This is a genomic window from Thalassococcus sp. BH17M4-6 (assembly GCF_049323015.1).
Lineage (GTDB): Bacteria > Pseudomonadota > Alphaproteobacteria > Rhodobacterales > Rhodobacteraceae > Puniceibacterium.
In genome coordinates this window covers 1-23,006 of the sequence record NZ_JBMPGU010000024.1, presented here as the reverse complement: position 1 = coordinate 23,006, position 23,006 = coordinate 1, and the positions used below count along the sequence as shown (strand labels likewise).

Annotated in this window: 3 protein-coding genes and 2 pseudogenes; 2 read left to right on the top strand and 3 right to left on the bottom strand. The window is 63.6% G+C overall.

Annotated elements, in window-relative coordinates; translation table 11 throughout:
• The first annotated feature begins 97 nt into the window (after positions 1–97).
• The gene (locus ACOXXX_RS20760) at positions 98–18,484 is read left to right on the top strand and encodes a DUF7507 domain-containing protein (RefSeq protein WP_422828540.1); all 18,387 of its coding nucleotides are present in this window, start codon (positions 98–100) and stop codon (positions 18,482–18,484) included.
• An 18-nt stretch (positions 18,485–18,502) separates the two neighbouring features.
• A complete protein-coding gene (locus tag ACOXXX_RS20755) occupies positions 18,503–21,964 on the top strand; it encodes a hypothetical protein (protein WP_422828539.1) in 3,462 nt (1,153 codons plus the stop codon).
• 20 nt (positions 21,965–21,984) lie between these two features.
• Here the strand turns inward: ACOXXX_RS20755 and ACOXXX_RS20750 are convergent.
• From ACOXXX_RS20750 to ACOXXX_RS20740, 3 genes and pseudogenes are all read right to left on the bottom strand, one after another.
• Positions 21,985–22,608, bottom strand: a pseudogene (locus ACOXXX_RS20750) (ISKra4 family transposase); the annotation flags it as partial.
• A 61-nt stretch (positions 22,609–22,669) separates the two neighbouring features.
• A pseudogene (locus ACOXXX_RS20745) lies at positions 22,670–22,879 on the bottom strand (integrase core domain-containing protein); the annotation flags it as partial.
• A partial coding sequence (locus tag ACOXXX_RS20740; RefSeq protein WP_422828560.1) for a hypothetical protein occupies positions 22,815–23,006 on the bottom strand: 192 nt, incomplete at its 5' end. The pseudogene ACOXXX_RS20745 and the gene ACOXXX_RS20740, both read right to left, overlap by 65 nt.

Here is a 23,006-nt window from a genome sequence, read left to right as displayed (position 1 = left end):
CCACATTTTGATGCTTCCAATTCTGAGCAATAAGCTTCGGAGGTAAAGCAGTCCGAAACCAATGCGGAGATTTCGGGTGAATTGGCGGGGTTGTTCGATGATTGTTTTGAAGGCGAGCGCCGCATACTGTGTCCGTGCGGTGTTCTTCTGCGTGCTGACGCTGCTTTGGGCGACGGCCTCGCTTGCGACGACCTTTACGACAACGGTGCCGGGAACCTCCATCGTTCTGCCAGACGATTACCCCGAGGCGGGTGGTGTCGCCATCGTGCTGCGCGGCGTGAACGGCAACCTCTACTATCAGTTTTCGGACCCCGATGGCGCTTTCGTCGGTTTTCAGAACAACGGCCAGCCCGCCCGGTTCCGCGGCAACCCCTTCACGATCAACGATCCGATCTCGCTGGACTGCGGCTTTTCGCCCTGTGCGGATTACTTCGGGGGCGGCCTTGCACAGGTCTACATCCGCTTCAGCGCCTATGACGGCGACACTCAGCCCGGAGGCTTTGACCAAAACGATATCGACCTGATTCTCAACGGCTTCAACGTTGGCAGCTGGTCCGGCCTGACGACCGAGATCACCAACGACGACGGGACCCAGAGTTTTGGCTTTGCCACCGGGTTCGGCAACAACACTTTCAACACGGGCTGGTTTTCTTCGACCAACCCGGCGCTGTTGTCGAATATCCTGTCCACAGGTCAGACCGTCACGCAGGTTTTCGACGACGACCCAAACGACAACTATTGGGATTTCCGCCGCGGCGACAGTCTTGGCAATCCCGATATCGTCACTGTCGCGCCAGGCTATACGTTGGAGAAGACGGCGGACGCATCCACATATGCCACTGTCGGAGAGACGGTCGAGTTTACGTTTGTGGTAACCAACATCGGCTCGGTCCCGATCCGTCAGCTGAGCGTCAACGACGACCAGATCGGCGCGGTCGCATGCGACAAGACGGTGATCCTCGACACCGAGAGTGGGGCGGGACCACCGGACTTCGCGACCTGCGTAGCGAGTTACGAGATCACGCAGGAGGATGTCGACAACGGCTCCGTCACGAATATTGCCAACGCCGTCGGCGTCCCGGATTTCGGGACGCTTGGTGCGTTGACCGACACGGTGACACTGACCGGACCGACAGCCAACCCGGCGCTGTTCTTCGACAAGTCGACGACCGCCAGCAGCTTTGGCACGGCGGGCACGACGGTGCCCTACAGCTTCACGTTCCGCAACGATGGCAACGTGACCCTGACCGACATTTCGCTGAGCGATCCGCTGTTGCCCGGCATTTCCTGCAACGTGCCGGACCTTGCGCCGACCGAGAACTTCACCTGCTCGGGAACCTATACCGTGACGCAGGCGGATGTGGACAATGTGGCGGCCGATGCCAGCTGGACGCTGGACAATACCGCCACGGTCACGGCCGATGCAGCACGCGGGCCCAACCAGTCGGAAACCGACAGCGAAAGCCTGCCGGGTGACACCCCGACCCTGTCGATCGCGCTGGACAAGTCCGCGATCACCGCGGATTTCGATGCGGTCGGCGATACCATCCAGTACGAGTTCGAGATCACCAACACCGGGCAGGTGACCTTTCCGGCGGCTCCGAAGATCAATGACACATTGACCGGGGGCGCCACCTGTCCAACGGGTGCCGTGGCACCCGGCGCGTCGATCACCTGTAGCGCGACCTACGATATCATGCAGGCCGATCTCGACGCGGGTGAGGTCCTGAACACAGCGAGCGTCGATATCACCGTTGGCGCGCTGAGCGATTCCGCGACCGATGATGCGACGGTTCCGGCTGTCCGCACGCTGGGTCTGACGCTCGACAAGCGTCTCGCGGCGGCCTCGGCCACGTCCTACGCGACCGTCGATGACGAACTGACCTATGATTATGTCCTGACAAACACCGGCAACGTCACGCTTCTGACGCCCACAGTGACCGACGACCTTGTTGACGTCACCTGTGCCGCAACCGAGATCGCGCCGGGGACCAGCGTGACCTGTGTGTCGGATCCTTATGTGGTCGATCAGGGCGATCTGGACGACGGATCTGTGACCAACACCGCGACCGCCGCGGCGACCGCGTCCGGTCCCGCGGCGGAGGCCGTGGCCAGCGCGCCCGACAGCGTGACGGTCAATGCCCAGCAGCGCCCGGCTCTGAGCCTCGACAAGGTGGCGCCCAGCGTCACGGCGCTGGACTATGTCGAGGGCAATACGGTCACCTATACCTACACCGTGGAAAACACCGGCAACGTCACAATCACGCAGGCCCTGACCGGAGCAAGCCAGATCACGATCACCGACGACAAGGTCGGGACGTTCGACTGTGGCCCCACGCCGCTGGCTGTCGGCGACACGCTTGTCTGTACTGCCGACTACGAACTCACGCTCGCGGATATCACGGCGGGGCAGGTGACCAACGTGGCAACCGCACAGGCCGGACCGGTCCAGTCGCCGTCAGACAGTGCCCAGATCGCCCCGGTCTTTGTCCCGGCGCTGTCGCTTCAGAAGAACGCGGTCACGGCCTCGGTCTCGGCGACGTCCGATACGATCAGCTATGAATTCGTGGTGACGAACTCGGGCAACGCGCCAATCAACCGCGCGACCCAGCCGATCACCATCAACGACCCGGCGCTGAGCGCGGCCGCGTCCTGTCCGCCGACACCCGTCACCATCCTGCCAACCGAAAGCATCACATGCACCGGCACCCGCAACGGTGTCACGCAGACTGAACTGGACGCGGGCAGCATCGACAATACCGCAACCGCTTCGATGCCGTTCCAGGGCGAAACCATCCAGTCGAACTCCAGCAGCGCCAGCATCCCGGTTGCCGCAGCCCCGGCGATGACCTTTGCCAAATCGGGCCCGGCTCAATTCTCTTCCGTCGGCGAGGTACTGACCTATACCTTCGAAGTCACCAACACCGGCAACGTCACGCTGGATCAGGTGACGGTCAGCGATCCGCTTATCCCTAGCCTGTCCTGCGTACTGACCGACATCGCGCCGCTGGGATCGGACAACTGCTCTGACACCTATACGGTGACGCAGGCCGATCTCGACGCAGAGCAGATCGACAACACTGCGACCGCCGTGGCCGTCCCGACGCAGGGCGGTCAGCTGACCCAGACCGACACCGCCACATCGACCGCTGCACCCGGAGCCGCGACGAAAAGCTACACGCTGGACAAGCAGGCGGACCGGGCGACCTTCGCTGCCGTGGGCGAGGTCATCACCTACACCTTCGAGATCGAAAATACCGGCACCCAGACGCTGACCGATATCGTTGTCACAGACTCTCTGGACGGATCTTACCAGTGCCTGATCCCTGCACTCGCGCCGACCGCGATCAACACGATCTGCACCTATGAGCACAGGGTCACGCAGGCCGATATCGACGCCGGATCGGTGGTCAATACCGGCTCGGCCACCGCCGATGACCTGCCGACGCCGGTGACCGATGGCGAAACCGTTACCGGCCCGGCTCGTACGGCCAGTTACGTCTTCGACAAGACCGCCGATGCCAGCTTTTCGGCGGTCAACGACGTTGTGGACTTCACCTTTGCCGTGGCCAATACCGGCAACGTCACGCTGACGAATGTGCAGATCGATGATCCGTTCTTCGGTACGCCGGTCAGCTGCACGATCCCGTCTATCGCCCCCGGCATAACGGACAGGAGCTGTACCGCGAGCTACACGGTTCTTCAGCCCGATGTCGATGCCGGGCAGATCACCAACACCGCGACCGCGTCGGTCCAGGTTCCGGCGGGCGTGACCGCGCCTGCCAACCAGAATGACACTGCGGTGGTGCAGGGCCCGGCCGAGAATGCCGCCGTCAGCATTGAGAAAAGCTCGACCGATGGCGTCTACACCGGCGCGACCGACAGCGAGGTCTTTACTTTTCGCGTGGTGAACACCGGTAACGTCACTCTGACCAACCTGTCGCTCAACGATGCCGATCTCGGATTCAGCTGCACGCTGCCGGACCTCTTGCCCGGGGACGACACAACGCAATGCGCCAACACCGATCCGCTGACCGCGACCCGGAGTTTCGATCAGAACGACGTGGATGCCGGTAGCTATACAAACACCGTCACCGTCACCGGCAATTCCTCGGGGCAGGGGACGGCGGTATCCGCCACCGACAGTGAAACCGTGCAGGGCCCGGTTCAGACAGTTGCGATCTCGCTGGCCAAGAACAGCACTTTTGGCGGCACGCTGGAAAGCGTGGGTCAGACCCTGACCTATGACTTCGTCATCACCAACGACAGCAATATCACGCTGACGTCGGATATCACGATCTCCGATAGCCTGATCCCCGACGTCAATTGCCCGCTGATACCCGGCGCCGGTATTCCGCCGGGAGGAACCTTCACCTGTACCGGGGACTATCGCGTCACGCAGGCGGACCTCGACAACGGGCAGGTGGTGAACACCGCCCAGGCGACAGTGACCCAATCCGTCATTCCACAGAACCCTGGCGATCCGGCAAATGTCACGGCGACATCCAACACCGACGACGCCACCGTCACGGTTGACCAGCAACCGGCCCTGCGGATCGCCAAGCGGGTGGCAGCGACCAGCGCCAACAGCTTCAACGCGCCGGGCGATCAGGTGACGTTCGAATATGTCGTGACCAACATCGGCAACGTGACGACCACCGATCCGATCACCGTCGACGACGACAGGATTCCGGGCAGCCTGACCTGTACCTCGGCACCGCTGGCGCCGGGCGGCCAGGTGACCTGTCAACAGGTCTGGACCGCCGCCCAGCCCGATGTCGATGCCGGTGAAGTGACAAATACGGCCACCGCCGATACCGTATTCGGGGGCAACCCTGTGGCATCCGCCCCCGACAGCGTGACGATCAACGCGGTTCAGGAGCCTTCGCTCGAGGTGGAAAAGACCTTTGTGAGCACGGACAATCCCGGTTTCTTTGTGCAAGGCGACTTTCTGACCTACGAGATCATCGTGCGCAACAACGGCAATGTCACCATCGACGCGCCGATCACCTTGTTCGATAACCTTACCACACCGTCCTGTCCTGCCGTCCCGGGCGGACAACTTGCGCCGGGCGATGAGCTGATTTGCGCGGCTACGCACACGGTAACAGCCAACGACATTGACCTTGGTGCATCGACAAACGTGGTCTACGCCACGGGCCAGTTCGACGGCGACGAAGTGCGCTCGCCCAGTGATGATGCCATTTACCCGCTGAATGCCAACCCTGCGCTTTCGCTGGTGAAAGAGGCCCTGCCGGCCAACCTGCCTTACGATTCCACCAGCGACATCGTGACATACCGCTTTACCGTGCAGAACACCGGAAACGTGGCACTCAGCGACGAGATCACCATCGTCGACCCGCAGATCGACCCGAACCCGCTGGTCTGTCGCGCCGCGGCATCCGCCGGTGGTCTGGATCCGCTACCGCCTGCACCGGATCCGGACTCGATCGTCATTTGCGATTTTCCCTATACCATCACTCAGTCCGACCTCGACCGGGGCGAACTGGTAAACAATGCGACCGCAAACACTGTCTTTGCACCGAGCGGAGATGCGACGAACGTCGTATCGCCTGCCGCCACTGCGACGATCACGGCCGCAGAGAACGAGACCCTGACCGTCGACAAGCAGATGACGTCCACCCTGACGGATGGCGTTGCACGGGCCGGTGATGTGCTCGACTACGTGATCACCGCGACGAACGATGGCAACCAGACGCTGTCGGGCGTGGCACTTTCCGACAGCCTGATTCCCGACCTGAGCTGTACCGTGACTTCGGGTGCCAGCACATCGCCCGCCCCTTCCAATGTCATTCTCGCCCCTGGCGACCTGCTGACCTGCTCGGGCACCTATACCGTCACGCAGACGGACATCGACAACCAGACACTGGTGAATATCGCCGACGCCACAGCGAGCGATCCGCAGGGCGATACCGTCACCGGAACCGACAGCGTCAACCAGCCGTTGGTGGCGCCGGACACGGCGATCGACGTCGTCAAGACCATCTCGCCCGATCCGAGTGGGGGCGCGGCCTTTACCGATCCGGGCCAGCCGTTGACATTCATCATAACGGTCACGAACACCGGCAACATCACGCTGGCCACGACCGAGATCACCGACAGCCTGCCGGTGACCCCCGCCAGCTGTACCGTGGGCACGCTGGCCCCCGGCGAATCCGACGACAGCTGCGAATTCACGTACCTTGTAACGCAGGAAGATATCGACGCGGACAGCCCGGACGGATCCGAGGTCTATGCAGGCTTTACCAACACCGCCTTCGCGACGGCGGAACCGGTCAACCCGGCGCTGGACGATGCGACGGACGCGGGCGACGTCTTTGTGCAGGGTCCGGACCGCGACCCGCAGTTCACACTGGTCAAGGAATCCGACACTACGGTGATCGACACCTGGAACCAGCTGGTCACCTATCGCTACACGGTTGCCAACATCGGCAACGTGACCCTGATCGAGGAACCGGTCATCACCGATGACAAGATCGGCACCTTCACTTGTACCGGGATGCCCGCGGGCGGCATCGCGCCTTCCGAGTTCTACACCTGTACCCAAGATTATCGCGTCACCGAAGAGGATCTGGACAACAACGGCGTGACAAACGTCGCCACCGCCACCAGTTCCGAGGTGGACGATCCGGCGCAGGACACGCTGACCATTCCGGCCGATCAGGCGCCGAGCCTGAACCTGACCAAGGTGGCCGACGTGACCACCGGCCTCGTCGAGGGGCAGGTCGTGACCTATACCTACACGGTTGTGAACGACGGCAACGTCACGCTGAGTGACGTGTCGGTGGCGGACCAGCATACCTCGGCCTCGGGCACCGCCGCGCTGAGCGTGGCGAACGAAACGCTGACCTCAGATGTGAACGAGCAGAACACCTCGACCGATGCGACGGCGAACGATGGCGTCTGGTCGGCGCTGGCCCCCGGCGATACCGTGACATTCACCGCGACTTATACGGTTACTCAGGCCGACCTCGATGCGCAGGCCGACCTGACCAACGTAGCGACCGTGACCGGGACCGGACCGGGCGCAAGCGGACCGGCCGAGGCGCAGGCGACCGAGTCCGTTGCGCCGATCACCAAAGCGCCCGGGCTTGTCCTGACAAAGACCGCCGATGTGACGGCGCTGAGCGATCCGGTGGACCTGGGCCAGGAGATCGTGTTCACGATCACGGTCGAAAACACCGGCAACGTGACGCTGGACGCGCCGGTCCTGACCGACACGCTGACAGATGCCAATGGCGACGCGCTGGCGCTGAGCCAGCTTCCGCAACTGACCGGCGGTGACGACGGCGACAACGCGCTCGAGGTTGGCGAGACCTGGACCTATACGGCGCGCTTTGCGGTGAACCAGCAGGCGTTGGACGCGGGCGGGGTCGAAAACACGGTGTCGGCCACGGCAAACGATCCGCAGGGCACGCCGGTCACCGGGGACCTGCCGACGCCCATCGAGGTGTCGATTGTCGGCGATCCGTCGCTTGCCCTGGTCAAGACCTCGGCGCTGGACGATGGCGGCGACGGCCGCGCGGACGTGGGTGACGAAATCACCTATACCTATGTCATCACCAACACCGGCAACGTGACGTTGTTCGACGCGGCCGTCGCAGAGACCGGCTTTGCGGGGGCGGGCACGGCGCCCGTTCCGGCCTATGCCACAGGTGGTGCCGACCTGGGCGGCGGGGCGGCGCTTGACGTGGCGGTGGGTGAGCAGATCACCTTCACGGCAACCTATGCGCTGACGCAGGAGGATCTGGATGCGGGGGGCGTGACCAACCAGGCCACCGCGACGGCGGACGACCCCGAAGGCAACCAGGTCGATGATCTTTCGGGTGCGACCAACGCAGACGATGACCCGACCGAAACAGTGCTGGGCAACGCCCCATCGCTGGAGATCGCGAAGACCGCTGATGTGACGGCGCTGAGCGACCCGGTGGACCTGGGCCAGGAGATCGTCTTCACGATCACGGTCGAAAACACCGGCAACGTGACGCTGGACGCGCCGGTCCTGACCGACACGCTGACAGATGCCAATGGCGACGCGCTGGCGCTGAGCCAGCTTCCGCAACTGACCGGCGGTGACGACGGCGACAACGCGCTCGAGGTTGGCGAGACCTGGACCTATACGGCGCGCTTTGCGGTGAACCAGCAGGCGCTGGATGCGGGCGGCGTGGAAAATACCGTCACCGCGACCGCCAACGATCCGCAAGACGACCCGGCGACGGACACGATCGACGACCCGGTCGTGGTGACGATCCCCGGCAATCCCGAGGTTTCGGCGGTCAAGACCTCGGTGCTGAATGATGGCGGCGATGGCCGAGCCGACGTCGGCGACGAGATCACCTATACCTATGTGCTGACGAACACGGGCAATGTGACGCTGTTTGACGCGGCGGTGTCGGAGACCGGCTTTGCAGGAACGGGCACCACCCCGGTGCCGGCCTATGCCTCGGGTGGTTCCGACCTTGGCGGCGGCGCAGCGCTGGACCTGGCCGTGGGCCAACAAATCATCTTTACTGCTACCTATACGCTGACGCAGGCCGATCTCGATGCCGGCGGTGTGACCAACCAGGCCACTGCGACGGCCGATGATCCGGCTGGAAACGGTGTCGACGACCTGACCGGTGCGACCAACGATGACGATATACCCACGGAAACATCGCTGACGGGGGCGCCGGCCCTTCAGGTGGTCAAGACCGCCAGCCCGGCGCTGAGCGCACCGCCTGCGGTGGGTGACATCGTGACCTATACGATTCAAGTGACGAACACCGGCAACGTGACGCTGGCGGCACCGGTGCTGACCGATACGCTGACCACCGCCGCGGGTCGGGCGCAGACCCTGAGCGCCGCCCCCACGCTGACCTCGGGCGATACCGACGCCAACAACGCCCTCGATGTGGGTGAAGTCTGGACCTACACGGCGCAGGCGACGGTGACACAAGAAGCAATCGACGATGGCGGGCTGTCGAACACGGTGCTGGCCGAAAGCACCGGCCCGGACGGCACGCCGGCCAGCGACCTGTCCGACGACGGCACCGATCCGGTGAATGGCGATACGCCCACCACCACGACAATCACGGGCGCACCTGCGCTGACCGTGGTCAAGACCGCGTCGCTCGATCTGGGCGCGGACGGATTGGCCGGTGTCGGCGATGTCATCACCTACGAATACACCGTGGCCAATACCGGCAACGTGACCCTGTTCGACGCCGTTGTGACCGAAACCGGATTCGGCGGTGCGGGCACAACGCCGGTTCCCACGCCCGTCTCTGGCGGTGCCGATCTGGATGGCGAAGGCGACGCGCCCGACATCGGCGTAGCCACAGCCCCCGTGGTTTTCCGCGCAACCTATGCGTTGACGCAGGCGGACATCGACGCCGGAGAGGTGCTGAACTCGGCCACCGCCAGCGCCAGCGCGCCAAACGGCAGCACGGCGTCGGACCTCTCGGGTGCCAGTGCAGCCGGGGACGATCCGACCCTCACGCTCATTCCCGCCGCGCCGGGCCTTGAAGTGGTCAAGACCGCGATCACCAGCGGCATCGGCGATCCGGCAGCCGTCGGAGACGAAGTGACTTTTGTCATCACCGTGACCAACACCGGCAACGTTTCGCTCGACACAGTTTCGCTGGTCGAGGACTTCCAGCGCCGAGACGGCACACCGCTGACACTGACCCCGACGCTGACCGTCGGCGACGGTGGCGCCGCCGGTGTGCTGGACGTCGGCGAGGTCTGGGAATACCGCGCGACCCACACGCTCACGCAGGCCGATCTGGATGCCGGTGGCGTCCAGAACCAGGTGACCGTGACGGCGGATAGCCCGCTTGACGATCCGGTACAGGATGTTTCGGACGACGACGGTCCCGGCCAGGACCCGACCCTTGTGCCGGTGACCGGCGCGCCTTCCATCGAAGTGACAAAGTCGCTTGCGGCAGGCAGCCCCGACCCCTTTACCGAGGTGGGTCAGATCCTGACCTATACCTTCGAGGTGACGAATAGCGGCAATATCACCATAACCGAAGCTGTATCCGTCGCGGACCCGCTCATTGATGCGCTTGGATCGGTCACGTGCAACGCGCCGCCGATAGCGCCGGGTGACAGCCTGATCTGTACGGGCGACTACACGATCACGCAGGACGACCTCGACACCGGTTCGGTCGAGAACACGGCAACCGCCAGCGTGACCCAGCCCGTGGTGCCCGCAGCGCCGGGTGATCCCGCCGAGGTTTCGCTCGAAGAGGATACCAACACGGTCACGACCGTGGCCGACCAGCTTCCGGCGCTGACGATTGCCAAGGTGCTTTCGTCCACGTCGGCGACCTCTTACGAGGTGGTGGGTGACGCGTTGAGCTACGATTTCACGATTGCCAACTCGGGCAATGTCACGCTGGCCGGGCCGTTCACCGTGAACGACGACCGGATCGGTGACGACCTGACCTGCGGCACCGGGCCGCTTGCGCCCGGGGCGAGTGTGACCTGCACCCACACCTATGCGGTCACGCAGGATGACCTGAACGACGGCGAAGTGACCAATACCGCGACCGGCAACACGGTCTACGATGGCGATCCGGTGGTCTCGGATTCGCAAAGCGCGACGGTTGCGGGCGTGCAATCGCCGGAACTGGAGATCGTCAAGGAACTGGTTTCCGCCACGCCCGATGTCTTCGACAGTGGGACGGTGCTGGCTTACGAGTTCACTGTTACCAACATTGGCAATGTCACCATTTCCGCGCCCGTCACGGTCAATGACAGTCTTGCGGACACGGTCGACTGTCCGGCGCCTGCGGGAGGGCTTCTGCTGCCTGATGCGACGTTGACCTGTACCGGCAGTTATACCATCGTCGACGGTGACCTTGCGCTTGGCGCGGTCACCAACCTCGCTTCGGCCACCGGCAGTTTCGACGGGGTAGATGTCACCTCACTGACCGACGAGGCGATTTATCCGGTGGAGTCAGATCCGGCGCTGACCCTTGTCAAGGACAGCGATCCGACCGATGTGACCTTTGCCGCGGTCGATGATGAGATCACCTATACCTACACGATCTCCAACAATTCGAACGTCGGCTTCGACCAGGACCTGATCCTAACCGACAACCGGCTCGACGCGCCGTTCGTGTGCTACTCGGCGGCGGACAATGGTCCGCTGAACGTGGGTGAGACGGTAAGCTGTACCGCCGTCTACCTTGTCACGCAGGAAGACCTGGACGCGGGCGAAGTTACAAACGAGGCGGTCGCCTCGACCACCTTTGCGCCGGGCACCGATAATGAGCGTACGGTCAGCTCGAACCCGGCGGTCAAGACGGTGCTTGCCGATCCGCAGCCGGAACTGACGCTGGACAAGGTGATCGCCGACGCGCCGGCGGCGGCTTCGGTCGATGACGTGATCACTTTTGAGATCACGGCCGAAAACACCGGCAACCAGACAATTGCCGGTGTGACGATCACCGATCCGCTGGTGGGCGATCTGACCTGTACGGTCGATTCCGTTGCGGCCCCCGCCAATGTCGTGCTGGCGCCAGAACAGACGCTGGTCTGTACCGGCACCTATACCGTGACGCAGGCCGATGTGGATGCGCAGACCCTGACCAACACGGCGACCGTCCGCGGCAGCGACCCGGACGGTGGCGATGTGACCGACGATGCCAGTGTCGACGTGCCAATTGCCGAACCGGCGCCTGTGCTGAGCGTCGTCAAGACCGTCACCCCGCTGCCAGCCGCCGGGCAGTCCACCTTCGACGTGCCGGGTGATACTGTCGACTTCCTGATCACCGTGCGCAACGACGGCAACGTCGGGCTGCGAGATATCACCGTAACAGACGATCTTCCGGTGACCCCGGCCAGCTGTTCCATCGACACGCTCGCCCCGGGCGAGGAGGACACGAGCTGTATCGTCACCTACACCGTGACCCAGGCCGATATCGACGGCGCTGACGGAGATGATTTCGGCAGCGTGGTCAACACTGCTTCGGCCACAGGCACCACCGTGACACCTGATGCCCAGCCCGTCGAAGGGTCGGGCGATGTGACAGCGCTCGGCCCCGATCACGCGCCCGCGGTGTCGATGGAGAAAACCGCGGATGTCGAAGAGATATCGACCGCCGGTGAGACCGTCACCTACAGCTATCTCGTCACCAACACAGGCAACATCACCCTGACTGCGCCGATCGAGGTGACCGACGACCGGATCCCCAATGTCAACTGCCCGGCACTGCCGCAGGCGGGGCTTGCACCTTTGGGCACCCAGACCTGTACCGGCCTCTACACGGTGACACAGGCGGATCTGGATTCCGGCGAGCTGACCAATATTGCGACGGCCTTCTCGGACGAAGCGACCGCACCTGCCACGCCGGGCGAAGAGACCGACAGCGTGACCTTGCCGGTCGCCGCGGCCCCGGCGCTGCTGTTCGAAAAGATCGCGTCGGAAACCGCGGATGTCACGGTCGGCACCACGCTGACCTATACCTACCGCGTCACCAATACCGGAAACCAGACCCTGGCCGCCATTTCGGTCACCGACAGTCACACCTCTGCCTCGGGCACCAGCGCCTTGCCGGTGGCAGGTGAGACGTTGGAACTGGATGTCGCGCCACAGGGCGACAGCAGCGACGCGGCGGACGATGGCACCTGGGACGCGCTGCGACCCGGTGACGCGGTGACCTTCACCGCCGGTTACACGGTCACGCAGGCCGATGTCGATGCGCAGGCGGCGATTGAGAACACGGCGACAGTGACCGCGCTCGATCCGCTGGATGCGACTGTGACCGACGAGGTCTCGGTGTCGGTCGGTGTCGATCCCGCCGCGCCAAGCATCAGTGCGCTCAAGGTGCTGGATGACAGTGGGTTGTCCGATCCCGCCATGGCGGGCGAAACTGCCCGTTTCGACATCACGGTGACGAATGACGGCAACCAGACGCTCGATACGATTACCCTGATCGAAAACATCCGCCGCAATGACGGAACGCCGCTGACGCTGGCCGAGCCGCCTGTTCTGACCGGTGGCGACGCGGGCGTTTTCGGTGTCATGGAAGTCGGCGAAAGCTGGACCTACACGGCGGAATACGTGCTGACGCAGGCCGACGTGGATGCCGGTGGCATTTCCAACAATGTCGTCGTGCGTGGCCAATCGCCGGACGACACGCTGGTGCAGGATACATCGGACGATGGTGTTGACGGCAACGGCGACACGACCCCTGCCGTGGTCTCGATCCCGGCGGCACCGGAATTGGTGGCTGAAAAGGTCGTATCGGATGCGGCAACCGGGCTGGGCGAGGCTGTTGAGTTCACCATCAGCCTTCGCAATGTCGGCAATGTCACTCTGAACGACGTGGAGATCCGTAGCGACACGCTAACCCGTCTGGACGATACGCTGGTCGAACCGGCACCTGTGCCGGTCTTCTCGGGGGCCGATATGGGTTCGTCCGTGGGCGTGCTTCTGCCGGGCGAAACCGCGACCTATACAGTGTCGCACACGCTGACGCAGGCGGACATTGACGCAGGCGGGATCCAAAACACGGTGCTGGCCGCCGGTACGCCGCCGGTGGGTGGCCCGGTCACCGACAGCCCCGACGATCCGGCAATCAACTCGATCGATGCAGAGCCGTCGATTGCGCTGAGCAAGTCCCTTGCCCCGGACGCGCCGGCCAGCTTCGATGGCGTCGGCATCGAGGTTCCCTATGTCTTCGCCATCGAGAACACGGGTAACGTGACGCTTTTCGCCCCGGTGGCCATCGAGGACGCGCTGCTCGATGCGGCTGGCGTCACCCCGGTCTGCGATCCGGTCGCGGATGCGGGCCTTGCGCCCGGCGGGATGCTAAGCTGCACCGCGACCTACGTTACGACGCAGGAGGATGTCGATGCCGGTGCGGTCGTCAATACCGCCACCGCAACGCTGGGCGGCCAGACCTCGGATCCGTCCACCGCGACGATCACCGCGACCCAGCGCCCCGAGCTGACGCTTGACAAGATCGCGCCGGATATGCCGAGCGCGGATTTCGTGACGGGCGCTGAGGCGATATATCGCTTCGTTACTACCAATACCGGCAATATCACCGTGACAGAGCCGGTCCGGATCGTGGACACACTGATCCCGGAAAGCGACCTGACCTGCGAAGACTTCCCCGAAGAGGGGCTGGCACCGGGTGCGGACTATGTCTGCACCGGGACCTATGTCGTCACGGCGTCGGATGTCGATCTTGGTGCGGTCACAAACGTGGCCTTTGCGACCGATGGTACGACACCCTCGGAACTGGATGACGCGATCATCCCCAACGAAGGCGTTCCGGCCCTGACGATCGAGAAATCCGCAAGCGTGTCCGAGTTCACAGCGGTCGGCGACGTCATCCCTTATACCTTCGTGGTGACCAATACCGGCGCCCGAGCCTTTGCCCGCGAGGTGGTGGTGCAGGATACGCTGGTGGGCGAAGTTGCCTGTTTCAGTCCGAGTGCGGAGAAGCCCGACCTTGTGGCCGGCGAAACCGTGACCTGCGCCGCAGAGGTGACTGTCACGCAAGAAGACCTCGACCGAGGTTTCGTCACCAACGAGGCCTATGCCCAGACGACCTTTGGCGCGGACGATACACTTGTCCTTTCACAAGCCGACAGCGTGCGGGTTGATGGTGGCCTGACGCCAGAGCTGACCGTAACCAAGTCTGTGGCACCTCTTCCGGTGACAGGGGTTGGCCAAGTGTTGACCTTTACGGTGATGACCGTAAACACCGGCAACCAGACTATCGCCAACGTGGTGGCAACCGACCCGATGCTCACCGGCTTTGACTGCGCCGCCGCGACGCTGGCACCGGGCGAGGATCTGGTCTGTACCGGCACCTATACTGTCAGCCAGGACGATATCGACTCCGGCTCGCTTGAAAACACTGCGACGGTTCAAGGGGTCAGCCCGCAAGGCGAGGCGGTGACAGACGAGGTTACATTGCCGGTCACCTTGCCCGACGCGGAGCCGGTCGTGGCGCTGACCAAAACTGCCGTTCCCACGCCATTTGGCGGGGTCGGCAGCACGCTGACCTACCTCTTTGCGGTAGAGAACACCGGCAACGTCACGTTGAGCACCCTCACAGTGACCGACGTTTTGGACCCGGGTTTCAGCTGTGCGATCACGACACTTGCGCCGGGTCAGACGGACCGCAGCTGTTCCCTGGCCGTGACCGTTACCCAGGCGATGGTCGATGTCGGCAGCCAGACCAACACAGCTCAGGTCGCAGGCACCGCGCCCGATGGCGCGCCGGTGTCGGATAGCGATACCGTGACCACGGATGGCCCGGGGCGTGTTCCTGGTCTGGAAGCGACCAAGATCCTGCTGCCCGGCACGGCCTCTGTGGCGGGCGAGACACTCAGATACCGCCTGACGGTGGCCAATACCGGCAACGTCACACTGACCAACCTGCGTCTGACGGACACGATGTCCGACGGGCTGGGCAATCCGCTGGATCTCGACGCGCCTTTCGCGCTTGACCCGGCCAGCGATGTGGACGGCAACAGCGCACTCGACGTGGGTGAAACATGGGTGTTCACCGCGCAATATACGCTGACCCAGTCCGACCTGAATTCTGGCGGTATTACCAACCAGGTCACCGTTGAGGCCGACGATCCCTCTGGCGCAGCTGTTCTTGATGACTCCGATGACGGCCAGGACGGCGACGGGGATGCCACGGGCGACCCAACAGAGTTTTCGGTCGCCACGACGCCGGAACTGACTGTCGTCAAGCGCGTAATTCAAAGCGGAAGCGTGCCGGGCGACACCGTTGCGTTCGAGATCGTCGCGACCAATAGCGGCAATCTCGACATCTCCGGCCTGTCGGTCTCCGACCTTCTGACCCGTACCGACGGATCGCCTGTCGCGGTGACGCCGGTCGCGGTCTCCGTCCCGGCCACCCTGTCGCCGGGCGATCAGGCCACGTGGCGGGTGGAGCACGTGCTGACGCAGGCCGACATTGATGCTGGCGGCCTGCGCAACACCGCGCTGGTGCGCGGTACGGCGGCGGACGACACGCCGGTTAGCGACGTCTCTGCCGACGACGACGTGACCGACGGCAACCTTACCGACGATCCGACCGAGCTGCTTCTTGCACCGGTCCCGAGCCTGACGGTCATCAAGCGTGTCGACGAGATTGGCACCGCCGCGGGCGAGGCCGTGTCCTTTACCATCGAGGTGACCAACAGCGGCAATGTCACATTGTCGGGACTCGCCGTGACCGATGAATTGCGCGATCTCGATGGGGAGAATCCGCGTGACCTGACGCCCGTCTACGTGTCGTCGGACGGGGCCCCACCTTCGCCGCAGGGCACGCTGGCGCCCGGTGAAACGGCGCTCTACGAGGCGTCGGTCACGTTGCTGCAAAGCGACGTGGACGCGCGTGGCGTGGCGAACTCGGCCACCGCAAGTGCCACGACGCCGCAGGGCGGCACCCTGAGCGACGTGTCGGATGACGACGGTGTCGGGCCGGATGATCCGACCGTGGCTGCAATTGTTCCGCTGCCGTCTTTCGAGATATCCAAGACGGCGGCCACGCCGGAAATCCTGTTCCCGACGGTCGAGCAGGTGACCTTTACCATCACCGCGACCAACACAGGCAACATCACCCAGACAGATGTCCAGGTGATCGACGATCTCACGGCCTTCCTTGCACCTGCCGAGCTCTTGTCCGAGCAGTTTCCGCTGGTCGTGTCCGTGTCCGGTTTCGACGGCGCATCCGCCAATCCGGGGTATGACGGTGCCGCCGACACCGGTCTGCTGGGTCCGGACGCAAGCCTTGCGCCGGGTGAAACCGGAACGATCACGCTGACGGCGGCCTATTCCACCGCGCCGGGACAGCCCGGCGCGCCCAACACCGCCTCCGTCCTTTCGGCGGAACTTCCCAGCCCGACCTCGGACGAGGCCAGCGTGTTGACAACCGACTCCGATGGCGACGGCATTCCCGACAGGCTGGAGACCGGAGATCGGGATGGCGATGGCATTCCGGATGCCGAGGACTATGATCCGACCGGCTATTTCTATTGCCAGGAGGACGGGCGTATCCTGACCGGCGGGCGCGTGACCGTCAGCGGCAACGGGTTCACCCAGGCCGGGGCAGGGACCTCCGGGCCGATCACCGTCGTGCAGGCCGGCGAGTTGGGGTACTACCAGTTCCACGTCACGCAAGCGGGCAGCTATACCCTGTCATTCGGTTATCCCCCGACCGGCACGCCGTCGACCACGCTTTTGCCGGGCGGACCGCTTGACGTGACCGGCCTTCTGCCTGCGAACCCGGCGGCGCTGGGTTCGTTCGAGGCCGGCAACAACGGTGTTCTGATCGATCCCAGCGCGGGTGCGAACCCCTTCCACCTGACCTTCGTGTTCGAACCGGGCGACCCCATCATCATCAGCAACAACATCCCGATGACAGCCTGCGAGGAGGCACGGGACGTGACCGCCACCAAGACCGCCGACCGGCGAACGGCAGTGTTTGGCGAGACGATCAACTACACTCTGACCTTCCGCAACGAGACGCCCAACAGCTATGTGGATGCCCGTGTAATTGACGTTCTTCCGGCCGGGCTGGTCTATACCCCGGGCAGTGGCCGGGTGAACGGCGCCGCGGCCGAGCCCGCAACCGCCGGTGGGCGGCTGATCTGGACGGCGGACCTGCCGCCGAACGACGTGTTGACGGTGACCTACGCGGCGCGCGTGGCCGCGACCGGCGATTTCGGCGAACGTACCAACCGGACGTGGCTGGAACATGCGAGCGGGCGGATCCTGTCCAACGTGGCGCGCGCCACGGTGACGATCGAGCCGGAGCACGTCTTTGACTGCGCCGACATCATCGGCAAGGTGTTCCACGACAAGAATGGCAACGGCTACCAGGACGGACCGGGCACGCTGCGCGAACCGATACTGCGCGACGATTACGTCGATACCGGCAAGGGCGGCGGCAAGCTGACGCCTGCGCCGCAGCGTACCGATCAGACCGAACCGGGGATGCCGCGGGTGCGACTGGTGACGCCGGACGGCACGCTTATCACGACCGATGAATTCGGCCGGTTCAGCGTGCCCTGTGCCGCGCTGCCGCGCGACATCGGGTCGAACTTCCAGCTCAAGCTGGACACCCGGACCCTGCCGACCGGTTTCCGCGTGACCACCGAGAACCCCCGCAACATCCGGGTGACCGCGGGCAAGATGGCGCGGATGAACTTTGGCGTGGCGCTTGGCAAGCTGGTCAAGATCGATCTGGGCGCAGAGGCCTTCGTGCCCGGAACGGCACAGGCAAGCTCGGCGCTGGACGGGGCAATTGACGGCCTGGTGCGCAAGATCGCGCGTGACCCGTCCTTCCTGCGGCTGACCTACACACTGGCGCGGGGCGAGGACGCGGCACTGGGGCGCGCACGGCTGCGCGAACTGGAGCGACAAATCCGCCGCGCGTGGCGCGGGCGGGGAACCTACAAGCTGGAGGTCGAACGACATATCGTTCGGACCGGCGGATAACCGGTGAGGATTGTGTTGATGTCGAACCTGTATCGCACCGCTGCCATGACGCTGGCTATTGGCGCACTCGGTCTTTCGGCCGCCGCCGAGGAACGCGTGGCCGAAGGCCTTGGCTTTACCATTACGATCGATGACGGCAGCGCACCCACGCAGGTGTCTCCGGGCACCACCGGGCAGACCGGCGCGCCGCCCGTGCAGCCGGTCGATTATGCTCTGGCGGCCTCGGATATCGCCGTTACCTTCGACGGGCTGGAGGTCAGGCAGCGGTTGGACGTCGTGCTCCTGACCGAGGGCGATGTGAGTGCGGGCCAGACGGTCCGCGCGCAGAGTCAGTTGAATTATCCCGCCTTTGTGAAGCGTGGGGAGTTCCGGGTGCTCGACCTTGCCGCAGGTCGCCGCGAAACGCTGAGCGTGGTGCCGGTGGCGCCCAACGGAGTGGCCAGTCTCGTGGTGCCGGAGGGCGACGATATTGTGTTGGTCCACCGGGTATATGACGAGCGCGGGCGCTACGACGAGACGGCGCCGATGCCGCTTCTTCTGCGCGGGGCGGAAGCGGTCGAGTATCTTGGCGACCGGGCGGTGGAGGAAGGCAGCAGCACGCTGGCCCGCACGCGCATTCCGGTACATGGCGGGGCGGTTACAGTGCGCGGCCAGAACGTGGCTCCCGGAGCGCTGGTCGAAACGCTGGGGGAATCCCTGCGCCCCGACCCCTCTGGCGCCTTCGTGATCCAGCGCATCCTGCCGCCGGGCGATCATCCGGTGCAGGTCCAGGTCAACGGCGCATCGCAGAAACTCTACCTTGAACGCGACATCACCGTTCCGGCCAGCGAATGGTTCTATACCGGCACGGTCGATCTGACCTTCGGGCGCCGCTTCGGCGATCCGAGAGCCGCATCGGGCGCGCCGCTGCCGGAAGAATACAGCTACGGTCGCCTCGCCGCATATGCCAAGGGCAAGGTGCGCGGCGGCTGGACGCTGACCCTGGGCGCGGATACCGGTGAAGAGGACCTCGACGATCTGTTCAAGGACTTCGACAAGAAGGACCCCTACAATACCCTTCTGCGGATGAGCAGGGAAAGCGCCTATCCGACCTATGGCGACGATTCCACCATCGAGGACGGCACGCCCACCGACGGCAAGTTCTTCCTGAAGGCCGAGAAGGACGGCAACCATCTGATGTGGGGCAATTTCAAGTCCAGCATCGGCGGATCGCAATACCTTCGTAACGAGCGCGAGCTCTACGGTTTTCAGGGCGTCTATCGCAGCGGCGATCAGACCAGCTTTGGCGAGCCGCGGTTCTCGGCAGAGGTTTATGCCGCATCGCCCGACCGCCTGCCGGGACGCGAGGTGTTCCGCGGTACCGGGGGGTCGGTCTATTTCCTGCAGAACCCGGATATTTCCATCGGGTCCGAAACCGTGTCGGTGCAGATCCGTGATCGTGACACCGGGCGCGTGGTGTCGACCCAAGCGCTTTCGGAAGGGCGCGACTACACCATCAACTACACGCAAGGGTCGGTGATCCTGTCGTCGCCGCTGACCGGCGGCACCGGCGGCGGCACCATCATCACCCAGCCGGGCGGCGAGTTCGATGTGCAACTGGTTGTTCAGTACGAATACACGCCGTCGGCGCTGGACGTGGACGGCACCAACTTCGGCGGGCGGCTGGAAAGCTGGGTGACGGACAATTTTCGCATCGGTGCGACCGGCATGGTCGAACGCTCCGGCAGCGCTGACCAAACGGCACGGGGCGTGGATCTGCGCTTTCAGCTGAGCGAGCAGACATACCTTGACCTCGAGAAGGCGGAAACGGACGGGCCCGGTTTTGGCTCTTCGTTTTCCACCAACGGCGGTCTTGTCGTGTCGAACGATCCCGCCGCCACTGGCAGCGGCGAGGCCTGGCTGGCGCAGGGGCGCGCTGAGTTTTCGGATCTCGGGCTGGATGTCGGTGGTCATGTCACGGGCTATTACGAGAAACGCGACGACGGATTCTCGACCCTCGACTACCAGGTCACCGACGGTGAGGAGCTTTGGGGCGTCTCGGCAGAGATCATGGCGTCGGAACGCACTGAACTGCGCTTCTACTACGACGAGTACCGCAACACCGCAGGCAAGACTCTGCACGAAGGCGGGGTCGAGGTCGACTACCTGCTGTCGCCGACCACGACGCTGACCTTTGCCGCTGAACACCTTAACCGCGACGACCCCTCGGCGAATGCGGACGAGAACGGTAGCCGGACCGATGTCGCGGCGAAGCTGACGGTCGAGCCGAGCGAGGAGTTCAGCTGGTACGTCTTCGGCCAGGCCACGCTCGAACGGTCAGGCGGGTTGGAATCCAACGACCGGATCGGGGCAGGGGCCAAATTCCGTTTTGCGCAGGACTGGACCGTCGAAGGCGAGGTTTCCACCGGATCGCTTGGCGCGGGCGGTTCGCTGCTTTTCGTCCGGCAGGAGGAAGGTTCTGAGGACAATCTTTACTTTGGCTATCGGCTCGAGCCGGGGCGGGATTTTTCGGGCGTGACCTTGAGCGGCGAAGATCGCGGCACTTTCGTCGCCGGGGGGCGTCGCCGGGTGAACGATGCGGTGACCTATTTCGGGGAAAACACCTATGACATGTTCGGGCGGCACAACGCGCTGACCAGCGCCTATGGCGTGGAATACAGCGCCACCGCGGAAACCACCCTCTTCGGCGCGCTGGAACTGGGGCGGGTGCGCGACGCCTCGAACGGCGACGCGTATGATCGACACGGCGTGTCTGTCGGCATCCGGCACGACAACGGCGCGGGACTGCAGTCGCGCGCCCGGCTGGAGTACCGGATCGACGAGGGCGAATTGTCCGGCACCAATCGCGACCTGGAGACCCTGCTCCTGTCCGGGACCGTGGACTACAAGATCAACGATGAACAGCGGCTGTTCTTCAATCTCGACTATTCCGACATAGCCGCCAACAACAGTTCGCTGCAGGACGGCACCTACGTCGAGGCGACGCTGGGCTATGCTGTGCGACCGATCCTCGACGACAGGTTCAACGCGCTGTTCAAGTACCGATACCTCTATGACAGCGTGGGTCAGGAGATCGACGGCACCGACCTGCGTGGCCCGCGACAGGAAAGCCACGTGCTCAGCCTCGACGTCGAATACGACCTGACGCAGCGTTGGTCGCTGGGCGGCAAGATCGGCGGGCGCTGGTCGGAAAGCAGCCCGGACGACAGCGTGCCCATGGCGCGCAATGACGCCTGGCTGGTCGTCGCCAATGCGCGATATCACATGGTCCACAACTGGGATTTTCTGATCGAGGGGCGCAGGTTGGAAGCCGTCCAGGCGGGCATTTCCGAAACCTCTGCCGTGGGCGCCATCTATCGCCACCTCGGCAACAACCTGAAACTGGGCGTCGGATACAATACCGGATCGTTCTCGGACGAACTGACCGATCTGACCTATGATGACGAGGGTCTGTTCGTGAACCTTGTCGCGAAATTCTGACGCGGGCCGGCCGATGCCGCTTAGCCGGGCGTGGGCAAGACTTGGGGACATGCAGCGGCCCTGCGGTATGCGCCGGTCAACCTTCCATCAAGAACGGCAGCCTGCACGACGGCGACTCTTTGCGCGCCCTTGAGTGACCACCTCATGTGTCGGCGTTTTCCCACTCGAGTGTTTTCGATGCCGTCCATGCGGCTTTCTGCGCGGGACGAAGAGATTGGAAGACTCTTGCGATACCGCCAACCTCAGTCGGTCAGGCTATCCATATTATTTAACAGGCAAATGGAGATGTCCCGGCACTGCGCTTTGAGGCGGGTGGCCGCATCACGCACTACGGACTCATCTTTGCCAAGCCGCGCGCAATCAGTCATGAGCCATTGAAGGTCGGTTGTGGCGGCTCGACTATTTCCCTGTCACAGATACCATCGCAGCCGTTCCGAGGGCCGCCCGAAAAACATCGGAATGCCGCGGAAGTTCTTGTCTTGTCTAAGCCCGTTTACGGCGTTCTCGACGTGCTTTATCCGCATCGAAATATGCCACCAACCGAGGATATGGCGAGCCGGCCCGCCGACGGCGAAGCGCACGAGATCGGGAAATGCGGGTTCTCCATTCAAAATCACGGTAACAGGGCACTTGCCGTCCCAGCCATTTTTTTGAGGTCTTGCCTGGATGGACCTGTCACGCTTTCGTGCCGCTCCGATTGCTCACTTATGCAGCCTTTGCTTCGAAGGCCAAAGGGCTTTTCCAGCCGAGTGCTGAATGCCTCCGTCGCGGATTGTAGAAGCCATTGATGTATTCAAAGATGGAGATCTCGGCGTCGCGACGTGTGCGCCAGGAGCGTTGCCACAGCAACTCAGCCTTGATCGTTTTGAAGAAGGTTTCCACCGCTGCGTTGTCGTAGCAATTTCCAGTGCCACTTGACCTGCCCCCCGAAACTTCCCTCGTTGTGATGTAGAGTTTGCTCAACCTTCTGAAGGAGCAAACGAATGCGAAAGAGCCGTTTCACCGAGGCGCAGATCATCGGGATGATCAAGGAACAGGAAGC